We start from the raw sequence: 21,454 nt of genomic DNA on the forward strand, positions 1-21,454 counted from the left end.
AAAGGAGCGCACCGTGAAAGCGTATCGACTGAAGGCAGGCAAGCCCTACGAATTGACGTTGACCGATAACGCACTCGAGCCCGTACCGGAAAGCGACGAAGTGCTCATCCGCATTCGCGCGGCGGGACTCAACTATCTCGATCTCATGGTGGCGAACGCGCGCTTCGGCAACGTGGACGCGAGCTTCGTGCCGGGTGCGGATGGCGCGGGCGAGATCGTCGAGGTCGGATCGCGCGTGAAAGGCTGGAAGGCGGGCGATCGCGTGATCGCCGGAATGATCGTGGATTGGGCCGCAGGACCGCTCACGGTAGCGAACGGCGAGCGTCTTCGCGGCGTCACCATGCCGGGCTCGCTCGCGGAATATGCGGTCGTGCCCGCTACCGCGCTCGTCGCCATTCCCGCTGCCATGCCGTTCGTGCAGGCCGCAAGTTTGCCGGTCGCCGCGACGACCGCATGGAACGCCATCGTCGCGGGCAATGTGCGGCCGGGGTCCACCGTGGCGTTGCTGGGTACGGGCGGTGTGAGTCTGTTTGCGCTGCCGCTTGCCAAGGCGGCGGGCGCGCGCGTGATCATCGCGTCTTCATCGGACGAGAAGCTCGCCCGCGCGCGCAAGCTGGGCGCGGACGTCACCATCAACTACCGGACCACGCCCGCGTGGGACGTCGCGTTGCTCGAAGCCACGGAAGGGCGTGGCGCGGATCTCGTCGTGGAAACCGTCGGCGTGGCGACTTTCGAGCGCTCGGTGAACGCGGCGGCAATCGGTGGAACGATCTTCGTCGTCGGGCTGTTAGGCGGCGAGGAAACGAAGATGCCCTTGCTCAAGGTCATGGTGAAGACCTTGCGCATTGTCGGTAATCAGACTGGCTCGACGGCCAATCTCGCCGATGCGGTCAAGGCGATCGCACAGTCCCGAATCGAACCGGTGATCGATCGCGTCTTTCCCTTCGATGCCGCGCAGGAAGCCTATGCCTATCTCGAATCGGGTGGCCATTTTGGAAAAGTGGTGATAGACGTCACTTGATGCCGGTTGTCGTACAACTAGTCAATCGTAATGCACCTTTTGGCGCTATGTAAGGAAAGCATTCTGTGTGCGAAGGACCGCATGAAACCGGCGGTTCGTAGGGTTTTCACGGACGCGAGGCAAGCAACTGGACTTGTATGATGACGTATCTTTACAGATTCGTCGTCAGGTCTCGCGTGCGCGCATTCCTACGCGCTTCGATAGCACCCAAAGGAGAAGACATGCGATTCCGCTACCGCTGGATAGTCGCCGCGCTGCTGTTCTTTGCCGGCATGCTCAACTATCTGGACCGCGCGGCGCTCTCCGTGGTCGCACCGCTCGTCAAGAGCGAACTGCATATCAACGACGCGCAACTCGGCGTGCTGTTCAGCAGTTTCTTCATCGGATACTGCGTGTTCTGCTTTATCGGCGGATGGGCGGCCGACAAGTTTGGTCCGCGCAAGGTGTTCGCCATTGCTGCCGCGTTCTGGTCACTGTTCTGCGGCGCCACGGCATTCGCGGGCAACTTCGCCACGCTGATGGTGGCGCGCGTCGCGTTCGGTGTCGCCGAAGGCCCAATGGGCACGACGACCAACAAGTCGATCTCGAACTGGTTCCCGCGCAGTGAAGCGGGCCGCGCCGTGGGTCTCACGAACGCCGGTCAGCCGTTGGGCGCCGCCATTGCCGCACCGATCGTCGGGCTGGTCGCTTTGCAGTTCGGCTGGCGCATCTCCTTCGTCGTGATCGCGGTGCTCGGCTTCGTGTGGATTGCGTTCTGGTTGCGGTGCTTTCGCGATCATCCGGAAGATCATCCTGCCGTGACGCGCGAGGAAGCCGCGCATATCGCGAGCGACAGGCTCGTGCCGCATCACGCGGAAGGTTCCGCTGAAGCAGGCTCGCAAGCGGGCGTGATGCACTATTTGCTGTCGTTGCCGGTGCTCGGCGTGGCTGCCGCGTTCTTCGCGTTCAACTACGTGCTGTACTTCTTCTTGTCATGGTTGCCGAGCTACTTCACGGACTATCAGCATCTCGACATCAAGCACATGAGCGTGATCGGCATCCTGCCGTGGCTCGGCGCGACGGCGGGCTTCGTGCTCGGCGGCATCATCTCCGACGCGCTCTACAAGAAGACCGGCAACGTGCTCTTCGCGCGCAAGACGGTCATCATTCTGGGACTTGGCGTGGCGGCAATCTGCGTGTTGCTGGTGTCGCGCGTGAGTTCGCTTGCGCCTGCCGTCGCGTTGATCGCGGTGGCGAGTCTCTTCGCTTTCATGACGCCGCAAGCGTGCTGGTCGCTGTTGCAGGACATCGTGCCGCGTGATCGCATTGGCGCAACGGGCGGCTTCGTACATTTGCTCGCGAATCTCGCGGGCATTCTCTCGCCGAGCATTACCGGCTTTCTGATTCAGTACGGCGCGGGTTACTCGTCGGCTTTCATTCTCGCAAGCGCGTTGTCGGCACTCGGCATGCTGATTTTATGGATCGCCGTGCGTGAAACGCAAGTCATGCGGCTGCGTGGCGCGCCAGTCTGAAGAAGTAACAACGAAGGTAGTAGCCAAGCTGACTGGTAAGCGTCGGGCATCGATCTTGCGCCCGATGCTCGAGGCAAAGGGTCCTGGCGAACGATGTTCGTCACGCGCACCTGCATCGCGGAGCACCGCTTTCGCCATGCCGCCAGTCACGGAGCATCGCCTTGCCTTCACCCAATTCTTCGATACTCGAACGGCTCGCTCGTTCGCCTCTTCCGGTCGTCGTGCTCGTTGCTATCGCTGGCGGCACGGATGCGCTCGTCATGCTTCACAGCAAGGAATGGCTGGCGGTCTATATGACCGGCAATTCCACCAAGCTGAGTCAGTCGCTTGTTCAAGGCGCGTTCGAAAAGACGATTCCGCTCATCTGCGTCATCGCGTGCTTTCTTGCGTTCACGACGCTTGCCGCGTGGCTTGGAACGCGCTTTCCCCGATGGCGCGCCGCCCTGTCCCTCACGCTCACCGCAATCCTTCTTGCTTGCGCCGTGCCGCTCACGGGCGAGCAGTTCTCGCCGCTCACGACGTGCCTCGTCGCGGCAGGCATGGGCGCGATCAATCAGGCGCTCGCCGATCAGCCGGGCGTCACGTTCATTACGGGTACGTTCATCAGCGTCGGCAGGCAACTCGCTAGCCGCAAGTTCGGCGCGGCTGCGCTCGGCATGCTGCGCTGGATATCGTGGATCGTCGGCGCAGCTGCGGGCACGGTGCTGAATATTCTGTTCGGCCCTGGTGCGCTGGCGGCCATTGCGCTTGCCGCACTCGTCTGCGCACTCACTGCGACCGTGTATGGCAGCACCATGCACGCGGAACGGCTCGCGCATTGATTGCTGTTCGATTCGTCCAGCAATCGTTCAACGATGGAGAAACTACTCATGTCTGGCAACGATACGACTCCCTATTCCGTCACCGGCCCCGGCACCGCCGATGGCCCGAAGCTGCCCGCATCCGGCGAATGGCAAGCGCCCGCAGAGATCGACGTGGGCAGCGTCAAGGACGGCAAGGTCGAGTTCCCGAACTGGAAGGGCGATGCGGACAAGCCATCGCCTCCGCCGCCAGCACCGACATCGCCGGACAAACGTGTTGGCTTTGCAATCGTCGGTCTAGGACGTTTGGCGCTCGAACAGATTTTGCCGGCGTTCGTGAACAGTAAGCACGCGCGGGTTGCAGGGCTGGTGTCGGGCAGTCCAGACAAGGCGCGGGCGGTGGCCGCGCAATACGGTGTGAACGAAGCGGCCGTACTTGGCTACGATGACATATCGCGTCTCGCCGACAATCCCGACATTCAAGCGGTATACGTCGTCACGCCTAACGGCTTGCATCTGCCGCACGTCATTGCAGCAGCGAAGGCCGGCAAGCATGTGCTATGCGAAAAGCCGATGGCCAACACCGCCGACGAGGCGCGCCAGATGATCGACGCCTGCGCGAAGGCGGGCGTCAAGCTCATGGTGGCTTACCGTTGCCAATTCGAAGTCTTCAACAGTGCGGCGATGAAGCTCGTGCAATCGGGCGAGCTGGGAAGGGCGCGCATCATCGAGGCGACCAATGCGCAGGTACAAGGTCCCGGCGGTCAATGGCGTTTGAGGTCGGCCCTGGCGGGCGGCGGCGCGTTGCCGGATATCGGCTTGTACTGTTTGAATGGCGTGCGTCATGTGCTCGGCGAGGAACCCGTCGAGGTCTATGCGCAGATCGTGAATCCCGCCGATGACGAACGCTATCGGGAAGTGGAGGAAACCATCGCGTTCACGTTACGCTTTCCCTCGGGCGCGATTGCGCAGTGCGCAAGCAGTTATGGCGCGCATGAATCGAAGGATATGCGTATCCGTATGGAAAGAGGCTGGATCGATATCGAGAACGCGTTTGCGTACAAGGGACAGCGCATGCGCATTGCGCGACGCAAGGACGATTTCGAAGTGGTCGAAGAGCAGCGGCTCGAATTCAAGGATCAGTTCATGCTTGAAATCGACCACTTTGCGCAGTGCGTGCGCGATGATCGCCAGCCCGACACACCGGGTGAAGAAGGTCTGCGCGATCAGGTGTTGATGGAGGCGATTTATCGGTCGGCGCGAGAAGGGCGGCCGATTGCGGTGGCCGAGAGCGCTTGAAGATTCAAAGCGCTCTCGCCGCACATCAAAGCGTAGGCGAGAGCGCCAGGTACGGCGTGATATTGCGCATGGCGCGCGCAACGTAGTCTTCTTTCTCGGCCACAGGGGCCACATAATGCAGCGCGCTTTCGGCTGCTTCCACGCCTTCGAATCGCGCAATAACCCAAGCTGCCAGATACTGCGAAGCAAGACAGCCGCCAGCGGTTGCCACATTGCCGTTGGCGAAAAACGGCTGATTCAACACATCGACGCCGGCTGCCTCGACCCACGGCTTCGTCGTCAGATCGGTACAAGCGGGAACACCCCCAAGCAACCCGAGCTTTGCCAGCACGAGCGTGCCCGAACACTGCGCGCCGAGTAACTGCCGCGCCGGATCGAACCGCATCTGCGCCATGAGCGCTGCATTGGCGACGACTTCGCGCGTCAGCAATCCGCTTCCGACGATGACCGCATCCGCGTCACTCGCCTCGCGCAGGGAAATGTGGCCTTCGATTACCACGCCGTTCATCGACTTCACGCGCGTTTCGGGTGTCGCAATCGACACGCGCCAGTGTGGCTTTTTGATGCGATTGAGAATGCCCAGCGCGATGAACGAATCGAGTTCGTTGAAGCCTTCGAACGTGAGAATGGCGATATGCATGATGGCGCACCGTTGAGCGATTGAATGATCGAATGAGCCGATGCTAAACCCGGAGTCCATTACAATCAAATAATTGTCATGGATACATCTTCGCATGGCCCAGCCCCGCTACAAGACGCTCGTCGATTCCTTGGCCGCCGATATCCGCGCGGGCCGTTTGCGCCCCGGCACGCGCCTGCCCACGCATCGCCAGCTTGCGGCCACGAAGGGCCTCGCGCTCGTCACGGCGTCGCGCGTCTATGCGGAACTGGAAGCCATGGGCCTCGTGCGCGGCGAAACCGGGCGCGGCACTTTCGTGCGGGAAATCTCCCTGCCGCCGGGCCTGGGTGTCGATCAGCACGTGTTGGGATCGGACATGATCGATCTCAACTTCAATTATCCGTCGCTGCCGGGTCAGGCCGAGTTGCTGCGCAACGCCTTGCGCCAGCTCGCCGCTTCGGGCGATCTCGAAAGTCTGCTTCGTTACCAGCCTCACGGTGGCCGTCCGCATGAACGGGCAATCGTGGCGCGACATTTGAAGGCGCGCGGGCTTGCGGTGAGCGCGAACGAAGTGTCCATCGTCAACGGCGCGCAAGCGGGGCTCGCGGCGACCGTCGTGGGCTTGCTTCGTCCCGGCGATGTCGTCGCGGCCGATGCATTGACGTATCCCGGCTTCAAGGTACTGGCCGAGGCGCACGGGCTCGAACTCGCGCCGATTCCAACGGCCGGCTCCGGGCCTGATCTGGATGCGCTGGACCACTTATGCAAAACGCGCCGCGTGCGGGCGGTCTACGCCATGCCCACGCTGCACAATCCGCTTGGCTGGGTGATGAGCGCGCATCGTCGCAAGCAACTCGTGGCGATTGCAAGAAAGCACGGGCTTTTGATCATCGAGGACGCCGCATACGCCTTCCTCGTCGACGATCCTCCCACACCGCTGGCCGCGCTCGCACCCGAGTCGACCGTCTATGTCTCCGGGCTTTCGAAGAGCGTCGCGACGGGCTTGCGCGTGGGTTTCGTGGTGGCATTCGCCGACGCCATGAAAGCGATCGAACGCGCTATAAGAGCGACCACTTGGAACACGCCGGGCGTGATGACGGCAATTGCTTGCGGATGGCTCACCGATGGCACCGTGCGCCGGCTCGAAGCGGAGAAGCGTCGCGACGCGAAGCATCGTCAGGCAATGGCCGCCGACATCCTCGCGGGCATGCGATGCGTCCGTCATCCTGCGTCGTATTTCGTGTGGCTGCCGCTCGCGGAAGAGGTTCGCGCCGATCAGGTTGCAGCGTCACTCATGCGCGAGGGCATTTCGGTGGCGACCGCTGAACCTTATTCGGTTTCGCCGCATGTGCCGCATGCCATTCGGCTGGCGCTGGGTTCCGTCGAGCGCGATGTGCTGCGCGATTCGCTCGAGACAGTGAGGCGGGTGATCGGCGAGTACGCGTATTGAAGATGCACCGGCGCGTCAGGGAAACTGCTTGACGTTGAGATCGAACGGCGGGGCATTGCGACTCTTGAGCAGATGCACGAACCTGTCCTGTGTCGCTCGCGCATGCGCGGGCAGATACTTCACGAGCGCCGCGCGGTCCTTGCGCTTGACGATATCGATGATCTTGTCGTGCTCACGCAAGTTCCTGTCGAACTGCAGGTCCTGCTCTTCGGGCGTCGATTCGGCTTCCATCTTGTAGAGATGCACCAAAAGCCGCCGGACATGGCGGTGCGTCGATTGCGCAAACTCATAGAAAAAGCCATTGCCCACGGCCTGATTCATTCGCATGTGGAACTTCTCGTTGAGCGCGGTGATGTTCAGAAACGCGCGCGCCTGAACTTGCGTGACGTATTGCGTCTGAATCGTCGTCAGGTCTTCCGCCAGTCCCGGTTCGAACCGCATCATCTGCGCGAGGATATTCTCGGCTAGCTGATGCGCGACGAGAATCTCGCCGATCTCCTCGAAGTCGAGCCGGCGCACGAAGGTCCCGCCGCGGTTGGGCACGATATTCACGAAGCCTTCCGCGACCAGCCTGTTGATGGCTTCGCGCGCAGGCGTGCGTCCGAGCATGAAGTCGTTCAGCAGCATGGGTTCGTCTATACGGCTGCCCGGCGAAATCGTCAGATCGATGATGCGCGAGCGAATGGCGTTCACGGCCGAATCGGTTTGGCTCATCGAGCTTTCGGCGGCGACGGGTTCGGCTGCATCGAGTATCGATTGCGATGGATCGTCGGATGACACGAGCGCGGCTTTCGCCGACGTCTTGCGCGACACGGTTCTGCCGGCGGTCTTCGCGGCGGCGGTTTTCAGCTTCGGCATAGTCTCTCGTTTTCCCGCCCTGGCGCAGGCGTTCAATTTCGTATATGCGAAGTATATAGGATGTCGGCTATTACGCCTTCGCCTTGCTCAATAACGCTCTTGCGCGCATGAACAACTATTTTTTTGAAAAGTATACGCGACGTATATTCACATGCTAAGGTTGGGTCGTTGCTCATCGACGAGCAATTCGAAGCACCCGGCTTCTTCACTGACGACCCAGGTTCCAAACACATTCTGGCGCTGACCCGGAAGGACCCTGGCACGCCTGCGAACAGGCCGTTCGTGCACGACACACCAATAAAGGAGAACGAGTTGAGCGACGCAATAGAAGGAATCGAAACGCTCGTCGGCCAGAAAGTACGGCGCGACATCAGCCGTCTGGTCGCCTTCGCGAAGGGCAATCTGGCGCGCGCCGCCGCGAGCATTGCGGGACAACGTGAGCCGCATATCGGCATCGTCTGCGGATTTTTCGTGCGTCATGCCGAGCCGCCTTCGCCCGAAACGGACGGGCTCAACGGCATGGCGCAACTGGCAGCGGGTTTTGTCGAAGCGGGCATGCGCGTGACTGTCATTACCGATGCGCCTTGCGCCAAGGCCGCATGGGCCGTGACGCGCGTGTTGCCGGGCAAGGTCGCGCTCGAAGTGGTCGATGTCGACGACACCGCCGTGCGCGATCTGCGCAAGCGCCTCGAAACGGCGGAGCATCCGATTACGCATCTGATCGCCATCGAACGTTGTTCGCTGGGCTCCGACGGGCGCGCGCATCGCGAGCATGGCTGGGATATCTCCGACGACACCGCCGCGCTCGACTACCTCTTCGCCGACGAAGGATGGCAGGCGCCGTGGAAGACCATCGGGATCGGCGACGGCGGCAACGAGATCGGCATGGGCGTGTTGCCGAAAGAGATCGTCGAAACAGACATCCCGAACGGGCCGCTCATCGCCGCGCGCACGCCGGCCGACTATCTGATCGTGTCTGGCGTCGCCAACTGGGGCGCGTATGGCTTGCTCGGCGCGGTCGCGGAGTTGAAGCCGGAGCTGGCACAGCCGCTTCTCGCGCATTTCAACGGCGCGTTCGAGAAGGAGGTGCTGGCGGCGGCCGTGGAGATCGGTCAGGCCATCGACGACAGCCGCGTGGATCGTCCCGGCAAGCTGCAGATGACCATCGACCGGTTGCCGCTGGAAGACCACGTTGCGATCATTGACGGCATTCAGGCGCTGGTCGCGCGTTCGTCTTCGCCGGGCGTGGCGCGCTAGGGGACACGGGCCATGAGACAGGATCTTTCGATCGTATTGCTGCATGCCACGCCGGTCGCGATGGAGCCTATCCATCGCGCGTTCGCAGCGGACTGGCCCGAAGCGCGCTTGAGCAATCTGCTTGACGACGGTCTCACGGCCGCGCGCGCAGCGGACGAGCAACTCACGCCGGCGCTGATGCAGCGCTTCGTGAATCTCGTGCGCTATGGCTACGAAGCGGGCGCGGACGCGATTTTCGCGACCTGTTCGGCGTTTGGTCCGGCCATAGAGAAAGCGGATCGCGAGTTGCCGGTGCCGGTCTGCAAGCCGAACGACGCGATGTTTCAGGACGCGCTTGCCTGCGGCAGCCGTCTCGCGATGATCGCGACCTTCGCCCCGGCTGTGCCGACGATGGAAGCCGAGTTCGCCGAGGAAGCCGCGCGCATCAATCCGCAAGCGACGCTCGATACGTTCGTGGCCGCCGAAGCCATGACGAAGCTGCGTGCGGGGGATGCATCGGCACACAACGCGCTCGTGGCCCAGGAAGCCGCGAAGCTGCATGGCTACGACGCGATCCTGCTCGCGCATTTCTCCACTTCGCGTGCGCAGGCGCTCGTGACAGAAGCGGTGCGCGTTCCCGTGTTCGCCGCTCCGCAAAGCGCGGTGCGGCGGCTCAAAAGCCGCCTTGGTCTCTGAGAGAAGGAGCTAACCGATGATCCACGAGACAAGGCCGCTTACGCTCATGAGCACGCTGGCCGTGAAAGGCGCGCTCACGGAAAGCGTGCTGCCCGCCTTCGAGAGGCACCACGGCTTTTCCGTGAACGCGACGTTCGATCCCACCAACGTGCTGCTCGAACGCATCGTGCGTGGCGAGCGTGCGAGCGTGATGGTCGCGGTGACCTCCGCCATCGACGATCTCATCGCGCAACGTGTTCTGAGCCCGCGCGGGGCGCGTGCAATCGTGCGTACCGGGATAGGCGTGGCGGTCGCGAGCGATGCGTCTGTGCCGCCGCTTCGCACCGTCGACGAGTTGAAGCGCTGTCTGCTAGCGGCCAAGTCCGTTGCGTATTCGCGCAGCGGCGCGAGCGGCGTCTACTTCGCGACCTTGCTCGGGCGGCTCGGAATCGCGCAGCAGATCGACACGAACGCGACCGTCATCCCCAAGGGATTCACGGGCGAATGCGTGACACGCGGCGATGCGGATGTGGCCATTCAACAACTCAGCGAACTTGCGATGGTGTCGGGCGTAAAGATCGCCGGTCCGCTGCCCGAGGAAGTGCAGTCGTACACGTGCTTCTCCATCGCCGCCTTCGCGGGTGCCGACGAAACGCCTGAAACCGAAGCCTTGCTCTTCGCACTCGATTCGCCCGCCGCACGCGATGCCTACGAGAAGTTCGGCCTCGAGTGTCTCGATTAATTCAGCAGCCACAGCCTTCCGCCGGCCATGAACTATCAATTCGATTTCAGCTTCCTGCAGCAGTACTGGGGCGATCTGCTCTACGGCATCTGGCTGACGATACGCATGACCATCGTCGCGACCGTGCCAGGGTTCGCCTTGGGCGTGGCGCTCGCCGTGGGCCGTCTGCATGGCGGCGCCGGTCTTTCGCGTGCCATTCGCGCGTATGTCGAGGTGATCCGCAACACGCCGCTCGTGCTGCAAGTGTTCTGGATTTTCTTCGGGCTCGCGGCGATCAAGTTGCACGTACCCGCGTTCGAGGCAGCCATTGCAGCGCTCGTGGTCAACGTCAGCGCCTACACGGCGGAGATCATGCGCGCGGGGCTGGAAGCGGTGCCGCAAGGCCAGATCGAAGCGGCGTCGTGTCTCGCGATGTCGCGGCGGCAAGTGTTGTGGCATGTCGAGATTCCGCAGGCGGTGGAGAAGATGTATCCCGCACTCGTGAGCCAGTTCATCCTGATGATGCTCGCCACTTCCATCATGTCGCAGATATCGGCGGAGGAACTCACGGGCATTGCCGATCTGATTCAGTCGATCACGTTTCGTGGTTTCGAGGCGTACATGGTGATCGCGCTCGCTTATCTGGCGCTCGCCAGCGCGTTGCGCTGGGCGTTGCTTGCGGCAGGCGCGTTCATGTTTCCGCGTCTGGGTCTTGCGGGTGCGCGCGGAGGACGTTCATGATCTTCAACCTCACGGACGCCCAGCTCGCCTACATGCTCAAGGGTACGCTCGCCACCGTCGAATTGTCGGTCGCGGGAGCGGTGGGTGGTGCGATCATCGGCTTGCCCGTGGCGCTCTTGCTCGTGTCGGGACGCGGCATTGCGTTGAGGCTCGGCCGCGCCTACGTCACCGTGATGCAGGGCATTCCGCTGCCTGTCGCGATGTTCGTCGTGTACTTCGGCATCGGGCTCTTCGGCTTCGACGTGTTGCCGGTCATTGCCGCATCCGTCGCGCTCGCCGTCAACGCCGGCGCCTATCTCGCCGAGATATGGAAAGGCGCGATTCTCGCCGTGCCCGCCACGCAATGGGAAGCGGGAGAGTCGCTCGCGCTCTCGTATCTGCAGCGCATGGTGCACGTGATCCTCCCGCAAGCGCTGCGCATTTCGGTGCCACCGACAGTTGGCTTCGTCGTCGCGCTCATCAAGAACACGTCGTATGCGGTCGTCATCGGCATGAGCGAGCTGACCTACACGTCGCGCATGGTCAACAACACCACGTTCGAGCCGTTCGTCATCTTCACGCTCGCGGCTGGCGTGTATTTCATTCTCTGTTATCCCGTGGCGCGCATGAGTGTCCGGCTGGAACGCATGGGCCGCTTCGGTGCGAGACTCGGCAAGGATTCGACGCAATGAACAACATCGTCACTTTCAAGGGCGTGCGCAAGGCTTACGGTTCGACCGAAGTGCTGAAGGGTATCGATCTCGATGTGCGCAAGGGCGAAGTCGTCGCGCTCATCGGCCGCTCGGGGTCCGGCAAGAGCACGGCGCTACGCTGCGTGAACGGCCTCGAACGCATCACTGGCGGAACGCTGGAAGTATGCGGGCGCAAGCTCGGCGATACGGAAGTGGACCTGCGCGCATTGCGGCTCGACGTGGGCATCGTGTTCCAGAGCTACAACCTGTTTCCGCATCTGACCGTCAAGCAGAACATCACGCTCGCGCCGCTCAAGGTGCGCCGTCTCGCGCGCGCCGCCGCTGACGAACTCGCGGCACACGTGCTCGATCAGGTGGGACTCGGCGCGCGTGCATCGGCGTATCCGCATGAACTCTCGGGCGGTCAGCAGCAACGCGTGGCGATTGCGCGTTCGCTCGCCATGCAACCTGCCGTGATGCTGTTCGACGAAGTGACATCCGCGCTCGATCCCGAACTCACCGGCGAAGTGCTGCGCGTGATGGAACGGCTTGCGCGCGATGGCATGACCATGCTGATCGTCACGCACGAGATGGCGTTTGCGCGTTCGGTCGCGCAGAAAGTGGTGTTTATGAACGACGGCGTGGTTTGGGAAGCGGGTAGCGGCGCGATGCTCGAAGCGCCCAGAACCGCCGAGCTTCAAATTTTCGTAGGCAACGGGCTGTAACTCTTTTACTCATCAATCTTTGAACCAGAGGCACGCGAAATGAACCTGAAGCGCGGCTGGACCCGATTCCTTGCAATGACCTTGACCTTATGCGCGCTTAGTAGCGCGGCCAGCGCCGACACGCTCGCCGACATCAAGTCGCGCGGCAGCATCAACGTGGGTATCGACTTCACACATCCTCCTTACGGCATGATCGACGCGAACGCCGTGCAGACCGGCACCGACCTCGATATCGCGCGCCTGATTGCGAACGACCTCGGCGTGAAGCTGAATATCGTCCCCGTGAACGGACCCAACCGCATTCCGTTCTTGCTGACGGGCAAGGCGGATATCGTCGTTGCGTCGTTCTCCGTCACCGATGAACGCAAGAAGGTGATCGGCTTCAGCCGCCCGTATGCCACCGAGCCGATCTTCGTCGTCGCGCCGGGCAAGAACACGCTGAAGGATGTCGAGAGTCTTGCCGGCAAGACGGTGGCTACGGCGCGCGGCACCACGGCCGATCTGGATCTCGTTGCGGCGATCAAGGACAAGGGCGTGAAGGACGTGAACATCGTCCGCTATCTGGACGAGGCCACCGAGCGTACGGCGGTGTCGTCGGGTCAGCAGAGCATCTTCGTGGCTGCGCTCGCCGATGCGCTTGCCGTCAAAGAGACGAGCCCCGCATCCAACTTCGAGTATCAGTTCCAAGTGGCCGAAGACCCGCTCGCCATCGGCCTCAAGCGAAACGATGCCGCCATGCAAGGCTGGCTCGATACGTGGGTTGCGAGCAATCTTCAGAACGGCAAGCTCAACGCGGTCTGGAAGAAGTATTTCGGAATCGACATTTCGCGCAGCGTTTATTGAACGGGCGGTGACATGAATTCATCGAATGCTTCCACCCTGCTCACGCCGGTACGGCTATTCGGCAATCTTGCGTTCGTAAGCGGACAGCTTCCGCGCGAGGCGGGCGAACTGAAGTATCGCGGCAAGGTAGGCGAAGAGATTGCGATGCCCGACGCCGAAGCCGCGGCCGCGCTTTGCGCGCATGCGTGTCTCGCGGCGCTGGAGCGCGCGCTCGGCTCGCGCGAGAAGATCGCGGCCGTGCTCAAGTTGACCGGCTTCGTTGCCTGCTCGCCGGACTTCACGGCGCAGGGCAAGGTGATCGACGCGGCCTCGCGCGTACTCATCGACGCGTTGGGCAGCGAAGTCGGCGGCCACGCACGCAGCGCGATCGGCGTGCAGCAGCTTCCGCATGGCGCGCCGGTGGAAGTCGAGCTGATCGTCGGACTGAAGTGATGCAGACATCGAACGGTACTTCGCTCAGGTTCTGCGCAAACCTCAAGTGGCTCTTCACGGAGCTGCCCTTTCTCGAACGCTTCGAGGCGGCCGCAAAGCAGGGCTTTAGCGCGGTCGAGTACGCGTCGCCTTATGAGTTCGAGCCTGCGATTCTCAAGGCGACGCTCGATGCCACGGGGCTTCGGCAAGTGCTGATCAACACGCCCGCCGCGCCGCCTGGAAGTATCGGCGGTAACGGGTTCGGATGCATTCCCGGCGAACGGGCGCGGTATCGCGATGGCGTGTTGCGTGCGCTGCATTACGCGTCGGCGCTGAAGTGCGGGCTCATTCACGTGATGGCTGGACTTGCGCCAGGCGGCGTGCCCGTTGAACAGGCGCGCGATACGTTGCGCGAAAATCTCGCATGGGCTGCGGATGCGGCGCGCGATAGCGGCGTCACGCTGCTGCTCGAATGCCTCAATCAGATCGACGTACCAGGCTACGCTCTGCGCAGCCTCGAAGAGACGCATGCGTTGATGAAGGAGATCGCGCAACCTAAGTTGCGCCTGCTTTTCGATGCCTATCATTGCCGCATGAGCGGCCTCGATGTCGTCGAGCAATTCGCCTTGTACGCGCCCGACGTCGCGCACATTCAATTTGCCGACGCACCCGGCCGCCACGAACCCGGCACCGGCGACATGCCGTGGAACGAGTTGATCGCGAGTATCCGGGCGCAGGGTTACGAAGGCTGGATTGGCTGCGAGTATCGGCCTCGTGAATCGACGGTCGCGGGGCTCGGGTGGCTCAATGCCTTCAAAGAAGCACCCTAGCGCTTGAATATCGCTTCCAAGTCCACTTCCTCCTCGACCACATCCAGATTGAGCGCGCTTTGAATGTGATCGAGGTGATGCAGCATCAACTCCGCTGCCTTGTCGCCGTCGCCCTTGGCGATGGCATCGACGATAGCGGTGTGTTCATCGGCGCGGCAACTCGACGTTATCGGCGCGTTATAGAGCAGGATGACGAGGCACGTCAGTGTCGATAGTTCGCGCACGCTGCGCGTGAACGACGAGTTACCCGCGAGCGTCGCCACGAGATTGTGAAATTCGCCCGAGAGCCGGATGACCGCGCGCTTGTCCGAACGCTCGCGCGCGTCCATTTCGAGCCGCAAGTGCTCGCGCATTTGCGCGAGCTTGTCAGGCGTGATGCTGCGCGTGAGCCGCGCAATGACCGCGGGTTCGATCACCCTGCGCGCTTCGAAAACATCGCGCGCCTGGTCCACCGAAGGCTTCGCGACGAACCAGCCTTTCTTCGGATACACCTCGACGATCTGTTCATAGGCAAGCCGGCTCAACGCGTCGCGCACACGTGCCCGGTTCACGCCGAAGATACTGGCCAGACGTTCTTCGGCGAGCTTCGTGCCGGGCACGAGTCGATGCTCCAGTAGTGCCACGTAGATCTGTTCGTAAATCTCTTCGCTGGTGTTGTCGCCGTCGCCTGTCTTGCGAGGCTTGAGTTTCTGCGTTTCGCCGACGGTTTTTAGCATGTGCCGCGTCTGATGGATTGGCGCATGTCGAAAGAGACATGCCGATGGTCAGGCTCGCTTCGCCCGACCGCTTACCGCACGAACGGATGTTCCTTGATCCAGTGGTTCGCAATGTCGATACGCCGCGTGACCCACACGTCCTCGTGCTTCATCACATGATCGAGGAAACGCTGGAGACCCGCCGCGCGCGCCGGATGACCGATGAGCCGCATATGCAGCCCGACCGACATCATCTTCGGTTGTGTCGCGCCTTCGCTATACAACATGTCGAAGCTGTCGCGCATGAATTCGAACCACTGATTGGCCGTGCCTACCGACCCGGCGAACTGACCGTCGTTCGTGGTCAGCGAGTAGGGTATCACCAAATGCGGCTGGCCCTGAACCACCTTCCAGAAGGGCAATTCATCGCCGTAGTAGTCGGAATCGTAGAGAAAGCCGCCTTCCTCGACGAGCAGCCTTCGCGTGTTTACCGAAGGCGAATAGCGGCAATACCAGCCGTACGGACGCTCGCCCGTCGTGCGCTCAAGCGACTCGATCGCGCGGCGAATATGCTCGCGTTCCTCTTCCTCGCTCAGGTCGTAATGCTTGATCCAGCGCCAGCCGTGACTGCACACGTCGAAGCCTGAATGGCGTATGGCTTCCGCTGCCTGCGGATTGCGTTCGAGCGCCAGCGCGCAGCCATACACGGTGAGCGGCAGGCCGCGCTCCCGAAAGAGCCGCATGAGGCGCCAGAACCCCACGCGGCTGCCGTATTCGAAGAGACCTTCGGCTGCAAGATCGCGGCCGCGCACGCCGGAGTTCAAGCCGTGCGATTCGGTGAACCAGGTCTCGGTGGCGGCTTCGCCATCGCCGATGGAAGGCTCCGAGCCTTCCTCGTAATTCATCACGAAGTTGATGGCGATACGCGCGTTGCCGGGCCATCGCGCGTTGGGTGGATGCGCGCCATAACCGACGAAATCGCGATCGAGATCCATGCTGCACTCCTGTGTCGTGTCGTGGTGTTTCCAAAGGATGAACGGGCTCAGAGCATCACGTCGCCGCCATTGGGCGAGAGCGTCTGACCGATGAAATACGCGCCGCCCGTTTCCGATGCGAGCAAGAGCGCGGTGGGCGCGATCTCGCCGGTTTCACCGAAGCGGCCGGCGGGAAGCTGCGCGAACTTCATCGCGCGCCATTCGTTTGTGAAGCTCGCGAGCATCGCGGTTTCGACGGGGCCCGGCGCAATGGCGTTGACGGTCACGCCGTGCGGCGCGCCTTCGTAGGACAGCGCGCGCGTGAAGCCGACCACGCCCGCCTTCGACGCGCAATAGTGGCTCATGTCGTACGTGCCCTTGTACGCGAGTTGCGAGGCGATGTTGATGACGCGGCCGTACTTCCGCGCGATCATGTCCGCGAAAAACTGCTTGGTGACGAGGAACGTGCCACGCAGATTCACGGCCATCATGCGGTCCCATTCGTCGATGGATAGATCGACGAACGGCGTCTCGCCGCTGATTCCCGCCGCATTCACGAGAATATCGACGGGGCCGAGATGCTCACGGCTCCATGCGTTCAGGCGCGCGACGGCATTGGCATCGGTGACGTCGCATTCGGTCACGGCGGCTTCTGCACCGCTGGCGGCGAGTTCGTCGGCGAGTGCTTGCGCGCCGGCTGCATCGCCGATATGCGAAATGCCGACCTTCGCGCCCTGAGCCGCGAACAGTTGCACGATGGCGCGGCCGATACCCGTGTTGCCGCCGGTCACGAACGCCGTGCGGCCCTTCAGCGAGAACGATTCCATGCTGATGCTCCTCCTTGATTCGATCATGCGGTTTCGGCCGATGTTTCGGCGAGCCATTGCGCGTAAGCGCGAATGCCCGCTTCGAGTTCGAGGCGCGGCCTGTAACCCAAGTCCGTGGCCGCCGCCGAAATGTCGAAGCGTTCCTGATTCTCGTCGAGCGGATCGGGACCGGGCGCGAGTTCGATATCCGCGCCGGGCATCACGCGGCGTACGATATCCGCCACTTCGCCGAGCGTCGCGCGCACGCCACCGGTGATGTTGTAGGTGCGGCGCGGCAGCGACGGCGCATCGAGCGCGGCGACGAGCGCGGCGGCGGCATCGTCGACATGAATGTACTGGCGATGAAAGTCGAGGCCGAACGGCACGCGCGTCGGCTGCTTCGCCATGGCGTCGGTAAGCATGCGGCGGATCATGCAGTCGGTCGTGCGATGCGGGCCGTACACCCACGACAGCCGCAGACTCACGCCATCCACGCCGTATTGCCGCGCGTAGGCGCTGACAAGTTGCTCGCCGCAGACCTTGCTCGCGCCGTAAAGACTGGCGGGCGCGAGCACGACGTCTTCGGGGACGGGACCAGGCGGCGTATCGCCATAAGCGCTCGTCGACGAGCAATACACGAAGCGGCGCGCGCCATGTATGCGCGCTATTTCCAGCATGTTGGCCGTGCCGCCGATGTTCACGTCGAACATGGCGGCGGGGTTATCGCGCGCGACCATCGGCCCGGAAAACGCACCGCAATGAATGACGCCCGACACGCCGCCGCGCGCCAGCGCATGCAGTCCGTGCACGTGGCGCAGATCGCATTCGGCGACGGTGACATCGTCTATGCGCAACCCGCCGCTGCGATCCATCGCGACGACTTCATCGCCACGCGCGTTTAAAAGCCGGACCACCGCGCGGCCCACGAGCCCCGCCGCGCCCGTTACGATGATTCTCTGCGGCACGCTCATTGTCTTTCTCCCGCGACATCGAGATGGTGAACCGTCTTTGCGACTTCCTCTATCGGCAACTCGGCCTTCAGGAGCTTGCGCGTGTACTCTTCGACCGGCCGCTCGAATACGGTTTCAGCCTCGCCAGTTTCGATGATCCTGCCGTTGCGCATGACCGCGACATAGTGCGCGAGCGAGCGCACGGAGTTCAGATCGTGCGTGATGAACAAGGCGGACAAGCCCATCTCTGCCTGCAGATTACGCACGAGGTCGATGATCTGCGCACGCACGCGAATATCGAGCGCGGTCGTGCATTCATCGAAGACGACGAAGTCCGGATTGGCCGCGAGCGCCCGCGCAATGCCGACGCGTTTCTGTTCGCCCGCCGTCAACTCATGCGGATATGCAGTCGCGCGCCGTCGCGACAGATTCACGAGATCGAGCAGATGCAGCACGCGCGCCTCGCGGTCGGCGCGCGTGAGCTTCTCGCCGAGCGCGAACGGCTCTGCAATCAGATCGCGGACCTGCCAGCGCGGATTGAGCGATACATAAGGCTCCTGGAAGACCATCTGCATGCGCCGTCGCACGGCCCGGAATGCGCGTTCCGACAGATCGAGCGTGTTCACGCCATCGAAGCGAATGACGCCGGAGTCCGCATCGAGCAGACGCAACAAGCATTGGCCGGTCGTCGTCTTGCCCGAGCCGCTCTCGCCGACGAGCGCGAGGGTCTCGCCCTTCGCGATGGCGAAGGACACATCGTCGATCGCGCGCACGACGGCATGATTGCGGTCCGAGACGAAGGTCTTCACCAGGTGTTCGACTTCGAGCAAAGGACGGCGCGCGGCGGCCTTGTCGGCGTCCGTGCGCAGATCGGGTTCGCGCGGCGCGGGGCGCGCTTTCGCGGCATCGAGCAACTCGCGGCTGTACGGTTCTTGCGGGCTGCGCAGAAAAGGTCCGACCGAAGCGAGCTCGATCAGCCGGCCGTCTTTCATGATCGCCACGCGGTCGCAATAGTTGGCGACGACGCCGAGATCGTGCGTGACCATCACGACGCCGAGGCCCAGATCACGGCCCTTCTGCGCGAGCAGATCGAGCACCTGCAACTGGATTGTCGCGTCGAGACCGAGCGTGGCGTCGTCGGCGAGCAAGACCTTGGGCTGGGCGATCAACGCCATCGCAATGACCACGCGCTGCGCCATGCCGCCCGATAGTTCGTGCGGATAAGCATGCGCGCGCGCTTCCGGATTCACGATCCCCACTTGCTTAAAGAGTTCGATCGCCTCGCGCCACGCCGCCTGACGTCCAATGCGTTTATGCACGCGCAACACGCGCACGATCTGCGCGCCGACCGTCTCCACCGGATCGAGCAGCATCTTTGCATTGGTGCCGATCAGCGCGACCTCGCCGCCGCGAAAGCGCCGCTTCTCGCGCGCGGGCATGTCGAGCACGGATTGCCCCGCGAGCGTGACCCGCCCGCCGTCGATGTGTCCGCCCTCCGGCAACAGGTCGATGATCGAGCGCGCCAGCACCGACTTGCCCGCGCCGGTTTCGCCGACGATGCCGAGAATCTCGCCCTGGCGCAGCGTGAAGCTCACTTCATCGAGAACGCGGCGGGCGGGAGTATCGCCGAACGAGACGGTGAGCCGTTCGACTTCCAGCAGCACGGGTCGCGAAGACGCGTTCATTGCTCACCTCGCGAGACGGGTTCCGCAATACGTTTGACGGCATCGCCGAGAATGGCGAAGGTCAGCACGGACACGATGATGGCAAGGCCCGGAAAGAGCGCCGCCCACCACACGCCGAGAATCATTTGCTGCGCGCCGTTGGCAACCATCAAGCCCCATTCGGGCGTCGGCATGCGCACGCCCGCGCCGACGAACGAAAGACCCGCGGTCAGAAGAATCGCCATGCCGATGCTGATCGAAACCTGCACGATGGCCGGCGTGATCGCGTTCGGCAGAATGTGGCGGAACATGATGCCCGCGTCCGTCGCGCCGCTGCAACGCGCCGCGCTGATGAACGGGCGGTCGCGCAACGAGAGCACTTCGGCGCGGATCAGGCGCGCGAACATCGGAATGAAAAGCACGGCGAGCACGATCGCCACGTTCCAGATTTCCTGGCCCATGACCGACACCAGCGCCATGCCGATAACGAACACCGGAAACGACTGAATGAAGTCGAACACGCGCATCACGAGTGTGCTCAACATATTCCGGTAGTAGCCGATGAAAAGACCAATCGGCACGCCGATCACGAAGGCAATCGCCACCGCCGTCACGCTGATCAGCAGGTTGATGCGCGTTGCGTAGATCACGCGCGAGAGAATGTCCATGCCCGATACATCGGTGCCGAACCAGTAGTGCCACGAAGGCGCCTTCAGAATGTTGGACGGGTCCGCTTCTATTGGCGAATGCGGTGCGATGAGCGGCGCGAATACGATCAGCACGATCTGCAACACGAGCAGCGCAAGCCCGAAGATCAGCGCTTTGTCGAGACGCTGGCGAAAAGCGGAGAGCGCGTTCATCGGTTTCATATTTCGATCCTCGGATCGGCGAGTCCGTAGAGCACGTCCACCGCCGTGTAGACGAGCAGAATGAAGGCCGCCGCGACGAGCACGAAACCCTGCAACGCGGGATAGTCGCTGTTCATGACGGCCTGCACCGCGTATTGCCCGAGGCCGCCCCACGCGAAGATGGTCTCCACGAGCACGGCCGCGCCAAGCAGGAAGCCAAACAGAAAACCGATCATGGTGATGATGGGCGGCAGGCTGTTGCGCAGCGCGCTTCGCACGAGCATGGGCTCGGAAAGCCCGGACGCGCGCGCATGGCGGATGAACTCGCTGCGATAGATGCCCTCGAAAGTCGAACGCGTGAGCTTCATCAGGCCGCCCATGTTGACGATGGTGAGCGTGAGCACCGGCAGCCACAGATGCGCGACCGCCGAGCGCCACGCTTCCCAGTCCCCGGCAATCACGCTGTCGATGGTGTAGAAGCCGGTGACGGTGGGCGGCGGCGTGACGAATGAATCGACGCGCCCGAATGGCGCGGGCGCAATGCCCGCCATATGAAAGAGCGCGTAGATGAGGAGGAGCCCGACCCAGAAGTCCGGTATCGCGCCGGCGGCAAGTCCGTAGACGCGGCTCGCGCGATCCACCAGTCCGCCCGGTCGCACTGCCGAGGTCACGGCGATTCCAACGCCGAGCACGACGGTGAGGATCATCGAATAGGTGATGAGTTCGAGCGTGGCGGGCACGCGTTGCAGCAGATCCACGGTGACGGGGTTCGAGGTGAACATCGAGGTGCCGAGGTCGCCGTGCATCAACGCGACGAGATAGCCGCCGAATTGCGACCACACCGTGCCGTTGAGATGCAGCTTCTCGCGCAACGATGCAATGGCGTCTGGCGTCGCCATGTTGCCGAGCATGAGCAACGCGGGGTCGCCCGGCAGGAGGCGGATCAGCAGGAAGGTCGCGAACATCACGCCGAACATCTGCGGGATGAGAATGCCGATCCGCGCGACGACGATGCGAAGCGGTCGCGGCGCCGAACGCCACGCGGTGAAGAGGGACATCGCGAACTCCTTCAGGATGATCGCGCCGCGAAGACGCCGCCGGCTTGC

At 62.7% G+C, this 21,454-nt stretch carries 23 protein-coding genes; 14 read left to right on the forward strand and 9 right to left on the reverse strand.

From position 1 onward, the window contains the following. Positions 1-13: 13 nt before the first annotated feature. The 4 genes from ACYQ47_RS14200 to ACYQ47_RS14215 all read left to right on the forward strand — a co-directional run bounded on the left by ACYQ47_RS14200 (position 14) and on the right by ACYQ47_RS14215 (position 4,631). The gene (locus ACYQ47_RS14200) at positions 14-1,021 is read left to right on the forward strand and encodes a zinc-dependent alcohol dehydrogenase family protein (RefSeq protein WP_459905733.1); all 1,008 of its coding nucleotides are present in this window, start codon (positions 14-16) and stop codon (positions 1,019-1,021) included. Positions 1,022-1,242: 221 nt separating this feature from the next. After that, positions 1,243-2,532, forward strand: coding sequence for an MFS transporter (locus ACYQ47_RS14205; protein WP_250511717.1), 1,290 nt, complete (start codon positions 1,243-1,245; stop codon positions 2,530-2,532). 161 nt (positions 2,533-2,693) lie between these two features. Beyond that, entirely contained in the window at positions 2,694-3,353 is a 660-nt protein-coding gene (locus tag ACYQ47_RS14210; protein ID WP_459905734.1) for a DUF1275 family protein, read from the forward strand. Positions 3,354-3,401: 48 nt separating this feature from the next. Beyond that, a complete protein-coding gene (locus ACYQ47_RS14215) occupies positions 3,402-4,631 on the forward strand; it encodes a Gfo/Idh/MocA family protein (RefSeq protein WP_459905735.1) in 1,230 nt (409 codons plus the stop codon). A gap of 25 nt (positions 4,632-4,656) precedes the next feature. Here the strand turns inward: ACYQ47_RS14215 and ACYQ47_RS14220 are convergent, their stop codons facing one another. Further along, positions 4,657-5,271, reverse strand: a complete 615-nt coding sequence (locus ACYQ47_RS14220; RefSeq protein ID WP_244831154.1) for a DJ-1/PfpI family protein — start codon at positions 5,269-5,271, stop codon at positions 4,657-4,659. A gap of 94 nt (positions 5,272-5,365) precedes the next feature. On the opposite strand from ACYQ47_RS14220, the gene ACYQ47_RS14225 reads away from it, so the two are divergent. Beyond that, entirely contained in the window at positions 5,366-6,700 is a 1,335-nt protein-coding gene (locus ACYQ47_RS14225) for an aminotransferase-like domain-containing protein (RefSeq protein ID WP_459905737.1), read from the forward strand. A 15-nt stretch (positions 6,701-6,715) separates the two neighbouring features. On the opposite strand, the gene ACYQ47_RS14230 is transcribed toward ACYQ47_RS14225, so the two are convergent. Beyond that, positions 6,716-7,558 (reverse strand): GntR family transcriptional regulator, encoded by an 843-nt coding sequence (locus tag ACYQ47_RS14230; protein ID WP_244831156.1) that lies wholly within the window; start codon positions 7,556-7,558, stop codon positions 6,716-6,718. A gap of 312 nt (positions 7,559-7,870) precedes the next feature. On the opposite strand from ACYQ47_RS14230, the gene ACYQ47_RS14235 reads away from it, so the two are divergent. The 9 genes from ACYQ47_RS14235 (at position 7,871) to ACYQ47_RS14275 (ending at position 14,411) form a co-directional block, all read left to right on the forward strand. Then, positions 7,871-8,815, forward strand: coding sequence for a glutamate cyclase domain-containing protein (locus ACYQ47_RS14235; RefSeq protein ID WP_250511713.1), 945 nt, complete (start codon positions 7,871-7,873; stop codon positions 8,813-8,815). Positions 8,816-8,827: 12 nt separating this feature from the next. Beyond that, entirely contained in the window at positions 8,828-9,490 is a 663-nt protein-coding gene (locus tag ACYQ47_RS14240; protein WP_459905740.1) for an aspartate/glutamate racemase family protein, read from the forward strand. 16 nt (positions 9,491-9,506) lie between these two features. Then, positions 9,507-10,211, forward strand: coding sequence for a substrate-binding domain-containing protein (locus ACYQ47_RS14245; RefSeq protein ID WP_250493902.1), 705 nt, complete (start codon positions 9,507-9,509; stop codon positions 10,209-10,211). A 27-nt stretch (positions 10,212-10,238) separates the two neighbouring features. Then, entirely contained in the window at positions 10,239-10,931 is a 693-nt protein-coding gene (locus tag ACYQ47_RS14250; RefSeq protein ID WP_244831160.1) for an amino acid ABC transporter permease, read from the forward strand. Next, a complete protein-coding gene (locus tag ACYQ47_RS14255; protein ID WP_244831161.1) occupies positions 10,928-11,602 on the forward strand; it encodes an amino acid ABC transporter permease in 675 nt (224 codons plus the stop codon). Before ACYQ47_RS14250 ends, ACYQ47_RS14255 begins: the two co-directional genes overlap by 4 nt. Further along, positions 11,599-12,327: an amino acid ABC transporter ATP-binding protein gene (locus tag ACYQ47_RS14260; RefSeq protein WP_459905742.1), complete on the forward strand. Its 729-nt coding sequence runs from the start codon at positions 11,599-11,601 to the stop codon at positions 12,325-12,327. The genes ACYQ47_RS14255 and ACYQ47_RS14260 overlap by 4 nt, the downstream gene beginning before the upstream one ends. A 75-nt stretch (positions 12,328-12,402) precedes the next feature. After that, positions 12,403-13,170, forward strand: coding sequence for a transporter substrate-binding domain-containing protein (locus ACYQ47_RS14265; protein ID WP_250527169.1), 768 nt, complete (start codon positions 12,403-12,405; stop codon positions 13,168-13,170). Between the two features lie 12 nt (positions 13,171-13,182). After that, positions 13,183-13,602 carry a RidA family protein gene (locus tag ACYQ47_RS14270; protein WP_244831164.1) on the forward strand — a complete coding sequence of 140 codons (420 nt, stop codon included), beginning with the start codon at positions 13,183-13,185 and terminating at the stop codon, positions 13,600-13,602. Then, positions 13,602-14,411, forward strand: coding sequence for a hydroxypyruvate isomerase family protein (locus tag ACYQ47_RS14275; RefSeq protein ID WP_459905743.1), 810 nt, complete (start codon positions 13,602-13,604; stop codon positions 14,409-14,411). The genes ACYQ47_RS14270 and ACYQ47_RS14275 overlap by 1 nt, the downstream gene beginning before the upstream one ends. Here ACYQ47_RS14275 and ACYQ47_RS14280 read toward each other — a convergent pair. The 7 genes from ACYQ47_RS14280 to ACYQ47_RS14310 form a co-directional block, all read right to left on the reverse strand. After that, positions 14,408-15,127 (reverse strand): GntR family transcriptional regulator, encoded by a 720-nt coding sequence (locus ACYQ47_RS14280; RefSeq protein ID WP_244831166.1) that lies wholly within the window; start codon positions 15,125-15,127, stop codon positions 14,408-14,410. The genes ACYQ47_RS14275 and ACYQ47_RS14280 overlap by 4 nt on opposite strands. 71 nt (positions 15,128-15,198) lie before the next feature. Further along, positions 15,199-16,101 carry a polysaccharide deacetylase family protein gene (locus ACYQ47_RS14285; RefSeq protein ID WP_459905746.1) on the reverse strand — a complete coding sequence of 301 codons (903 nt, stop codon included), beginning with the start codon at positions 16,099-16,101 and terminating at the stop codon, positions 15,199-15,201. A gap of 47 nt (positions 16,102-16,148) precedes the next feature. Continuing rightward, positions 16,149-16,907 carry an SDR family NAD(P)-dependent oxidoreductase gene (locus ACYQ47_RS14290; RefSeq protein ID WP_244831168.1) on the reverse strand — a complete coding sequence of 253 codons (759 nt, stop codon included), beginning with the start codon at positions 16,905-16,907 and terminating at the stop codon, positions 16,149-16,151. 23 nt (positions 16,908-16,930) lie between these two features. Next, on the reverse strand, positions 16,931-17,857 hold the full coding sequence (locus ACYQ47_RS14295) for an NAD-dependent epimerase/dehydratase family protein (protein ID WP_459905747.1): 927 nt from the start codon (positions 17,855-17,857) through the stop codon (positions 16,931-16,933). Then, entirely contained in the window at positions 17,854-19,521 is a 1,668-nt protein-coding gene (locus ACYQ47_RS14300) for an ATP-binding cassette domain-containing protein (RefSeq protein WP_459905748.1), read from the reverse strand. Before ACYQ47_RS14300 ends, ACYQ47_RS14295 begins: the two co-directional genes overlap by 4 nt. Beyond that, on the reverse strand, positions 19,518-20,369 hold the full coding sequence (locus tag ACYQ47_RS14305; protein ID WP_250511705.1) for an ABC transporter permease: 852 nt from the start codon (positions 20,367-20,369) through the stop codon (positions 19,518-19,520). Before ACYQ47_RS14305 ends, ACYQ47_RS14300 begins: the two co-directional genes overlap by 4 nt. Next, the gene (locus ACYQ47_RS14310) at positions 20,366-21,406 is read right to left on the reverse strand and encodes an ABC transporter permease (protein ID WP_244831172.1); all 1,041 of its coding nucleotides are present in this window, start codon (positions 21,404-21,406) and stop codon (positions 20,366-20,368) included. The genes ACYQ47_RS14305 and ACYQ47_RS14310 overlap by 4 nt, the downstream gene beginning before the upstream one ends. Positions 21,407-21,454 lie beyond the last annotated feature (48 nt).

The organism is Caballeronia sp. HLA56 (assembly GCF_054655155.1).